The sequence below is a fragment of the Pigmentiphaga sp. genome (assembly GCF_019689535.1).
Taxonomy (GTDB): domain Bacteria; phylum Pseudomonadota; class Gammaproteobacteria; order Burkholderiales; family Burkholderiaceae_B; genus Pigmentiphaga.
Window position 1 is genome coordinate 1 of record NZ_JADGHH010000263.1, and the last position, 3,887, is coordinate 3,887.

The window sequence follows — 3,887 nt, forward strand, 5'->3', positions numbered from 1 at the left end:
CGTCACGACCGCTGCCCCCGCGCGCGGCCATCACCAAGGGAAATGCATGAAATTCGCAGTGTTCGATCACATGGACCGCAGCACGGTCACGCTGGCCCAGCAATATGAAGATAGGCTCGCTCTGGTCGAGGCCTACGACCGCGCCGGGTTTTACGCCTATCACGTGGCGGAACACCATTCCACGCCTCTGGGCATCGCTCCGTCGCCGAGCGTGTACCTGTCGGCAGTCGCGCAGCGTACGCGCCGATTGCGCTTTGGGCCACTGGTCTATACCCTGGGCATGCATCACCCGCTGCGGGTCATGGAAGAAATCTGCATGCTCGACCAGATGAGCGGCGGCCGCCTGGAGGTAGGTTTCGGACGGGGAATATCGCCCTATGAACTTGGCTACTACGGCGTCGACCCGGCCCACGCACAGGGTATTTATCACGAGTCATTCCAGATCATCATGCAAGGGCTCACCCAGGCCACGGTGAACTTCCAGGGCAAGTATTTCGACCTACGGGACGTGCCGGTGGAAATGCAGTGCGTGCAGCGCCCCACCCCGCCCATCTGGTACGGCGCCGGCACGCCGGGCGCCACCCAATGGACGGCGGAAAATGCCGTCAACATCGTGTGCAATGGGATGCCGGCGCAGGTTCGTGCGATCACCGATCAATATCGGGTGCACTGGGAGGCACTGGGCCACCCACCCGAAACCATCCCTTACCTGGGCGTGAGCCGTCACATCGTCGTGGCCGACACCGATGGCGAAGCACTCGAAACTGCGCGGCGCGCCTATCAGCGTTGGTATGCACACCTCATGCACTTGTGGGTCAAACACGGTACCCGGCCCCAAACGCTCTCTTTCCCCGACAATTTCGACGATGCCCAACGTGCGGGCTTGGGCATTGCCGGGTCCCCCGAGACCGTGCGGCGATGGATAGCCGCCGCCGCGGAGGAAACGGGTGTCAATTACTTCGTCTGCCGCATGGCCTTCGGGGACCTGACCCGGGAAGAATCTCTACGATCCACCCAGCTCTTTGCCGAACACATTTTGCCTGCGCTGACCGAACCCGAACCCACCTCCACGCAAGCCTGACACCATGCCCACCCTCAGCTCACAAGACCGCGCCCTGCTCGAAGCGCCCCTGCCACCGCTGCAGCAAATCCGCCTGCCTACCGGCGAGCTCATCGAATACCGGGAAGCGGGCCGGGGCGACGACGCCATCGTCCTGCTGCACGGCATAGGCTCGAGTTCGGCTGGCTACCGTGCGCCGCTAGCCGGGCTCTCGGCCCGCTGGAAAGTCGTCGCCTGGAATGCGCCGGGCTTCGGCGGCAGCACGCCGCCTGCGGCCGCCTCGCCCAGGGTGGACGACTACGTGCAATCCCTTCATGCCTTGCTGGACGCGCTCCGCCTTGCGCCAGTGCACCTAGTAGGAAGCTCATGGGGCTCGCTGATCGCCAATGCGTATGCGGCGAGCCATCCGCAGCGGGTACGGTCCGTCGTACTGTCTGCGCCGACTCGCGGCTACAGCCATCTTGAGCCCGCCGAAAAAGCCGCGCGCATTGCCGCCCGGCTCGATCCGGCCGCACGCGCCGTTGCGCCCCAGACGCGTGCGGCGCGATTCCTCGGCCCAGATCCCGACGCGCTGGTGATCGAGCGTTTCTCCCAATTAGGAGAAGCCGTTCATCCTGACGGCCTGGCCCAAGCCACCCGCATGCTATTCGACTGCGACGGCATCGCCCTGGCGGCGTCGGTCAGCGCTCCCGCCTTAATCCTGGCCGGCACGCACGACACCGTCGCTCCGGTCTCCGAACATGCCGGGCCGCTCTGCGACGCCATGCAAGAAGCCGAACTGAAAACGCTGGACGGCTGCGGCCATATCCTCAAGCTCGAAGCACCGGCGCGCTTTAACCAACACCTTGCCGACTTCTTCCAACAAACTTAGAACGACACGGAGACTACCGATGAAACCGCGCCTGCTTCACTTGGCCTGGGCCTTCGCCATGGCCGTCAGCCCTGCCGCTATCGCCCAGTCCTGGCCCGAAAAGCCCGTGCGCATTATCCTGCCCGGCCCGCCCGGAAGCAGTCCCGACCGCATCACCCGGTTGCTGGCCGAGCAACTGAACAAGAAATGGAAACAACCCGTCGTCGTCGAAAACCGGCCGGGCGGGACGACCCGGATCGGCGCCGAAATCGTGGCGCGCGCGGCACCGGACGGCTACACGTTGCTCTCGACTTTCGTGTCGCACGGGATGGTGAAACTGCTTTACCCCGAAACGCCGTACGACCCCATCACCGACTTTGCACCGGTCGTGCAGCTCGTCGATACAGAAACGACGTTGGTAGTGCGCTCGGACTCCCCGTACAAAACGCTCCAAGAAATGATCGAGGGGGTGAAAAAACGAGGGCGGCCACTAGGGATCGGCAACTTCGGCACGGGCTCCAGCTTCCATTTCTATAGCCTCATCCTCGGCCAAGGCGCAGGCATCGACGTCTTGCCGGTTCCCTACAAGGGAGAAGCGCTGTCGCTCTCGGACATGATCGGCGGGCACGTGGAGGCGAGCTTCAACTCGGTGGGAACAGCCATTCCGCACATCCGAGAGGGCCGTGTCCGGGCGCTCGCCGTGCTGGCACCCAAGCGCTCGCGCGTATTGCCGGACGTGCCGACCTTCCTGGAGCTGGGCTTTCCGCGCCTGCGCGCGGGAGGCTGGTTCGGCGTCCTCGCCCCCGCGGGTACACCCAAGCCGGTCATCGACAAAATCCGGACGGACATCCAGTCCATCCTGCGCGAACCCGATGTCACCAAATGGCTGCGCGACCAGGGGTTGGAACCCACGTTCGAAAGCTCCGAAGCGTTCGGCGAATCGATGAAGCGCGAGGCCGTCGAATGGGAAAAACTGATCAAGGAATTTAAAGTCTCGGTCAATTGACGACACGCTTGCCGACCGGCGGCGGGCCGCCTCACCCTCCCGCTGCCGGGGCGCTGCGAACCATCGGGGTAGCGCGCCGCGGCAAGCGCATCGACATCGCCGCCGCCGCAACGAGCAACGCACCTGCGGCACCGAACGAAACCCAGTGCGTCCCGAAGGTTTCGTAGCCCCAGCCACCCAGCCACGAACTGATCATGCCGCCGACTTGATGGCCCAGGTAGGTCAGCCCGTACAACACCCCGACTAGGCGCACGCCATATATGTCGGCGAGGATGGCCGACGACAGCGCAATGCTGCCCGCCCAGACGATCCCGCCGATGGTCGACGCTGCGTACAGTTCCCAATGCGCGCCGACCATCACCAATGCAAAAAATCCCAAGCCCCGCACGAGATAAATCGTGGCGAGCAGATCCCGCCGCGGCAGCACGTCGGCCAAGCGCCCCAACACCAGAGTACTGAACATGGCCACTGCGCCGATGAGCCCTATGCCCAGTGAGCTCGTCATCGCGTCGAAACCATGATCCATCAGCATGGGCACGCCGTGCGAACCAAGCAGATTCATGCTGAAGCCACAAGCGAACAATCCGATCGCCACCTGCCAGAACGGCGCCGTACGCACCGCGTCGGCGACCCGCAGGGCGGGCGCCGCCTGGGTGGCGTGCGATGCCGCCGCCGTGCGCGCCGCGACGTCTTCGGGGCGCAGGTCGGCATGGGCGGGTGCATTGTCGCGGAATACGAACAACGCAGCAGGCAAGGTAAACAACGCAAACGCCCCCGCGTACGCCACCAGGGCCGCGCGCCAGCCCAACCATGCGATCAGCGAAGTGAAAACCGGCGTCATCAGGGCGATGCCAGCCATCGACCCGGTGGAAAGGAAAAATAGCGCCATGCCGCGCTGGCGCGTGAACCAGCGGGTCAGTATGGGCGTGAGCGCGACCGGGCTGGTCAACCCCAACCCCAACGACTGCCCC

At 64.5% G+C, this 3,887-nt stretch carries 4 protein-coding genes; 3 read left to right on the forward strand and 1 reads right to left on the reverse strand.

What is annotated here, in order from left to right; translation table 11 throughout:
- The 3 genes from IRZ12_RS16300 to IRZ12_RS16310 all read left to right on the forward strand — a co-directional run.
- A partial coding sequence (locus IRZ12_RS16300; protein WP_296470708.1) for an LLM class flavin-dependent oxidoreductase occupies nucleotides 1-1,081 on the forward strand: 1,081 nt, incomplete at its 5' end.
- A gap of 4 nt (nucleotides 1,082-1,085) precedes the next feature.
- Nucleotides 1,086-1,931 (forward strand): alpha/beta hydrolase, encoded by an 846-nt coding sequence (locus IRZ12_RS16305; protein WP_087783233.1) that lies wholly within the window; start codon nucleotides 1,086-1,088, stop codon nucleotides 1,929-1,931.
- A 19-nt stretch (nucleotides 1,932-1,950) separates the two neighbouring features.
- A complete protein-coding gene (locus IRZ12_RS16310) occupies nucleotides 1,951-2,916 on the forward strand; it encodes a tripartite tricarboxylate transporter substrate binding protein (protein ID WP_296470713.1) in 966 nt (321 codons plus the stop codon).
- A 31-nt stretch (nucleotides 2,917-2,947) separates the two neighbouring features.
- Here IRZ12_RS16310 and IRZ12_RS16315 read toward each other — a convergent pair.
- On the reverse strand, nucleotides 2,948-3,887 hold a 940-nt coding region (locus IRZ12_RS16315; RefSeq protein WP_296470717.1), incomplete at its 5' end, for an MFS transporter.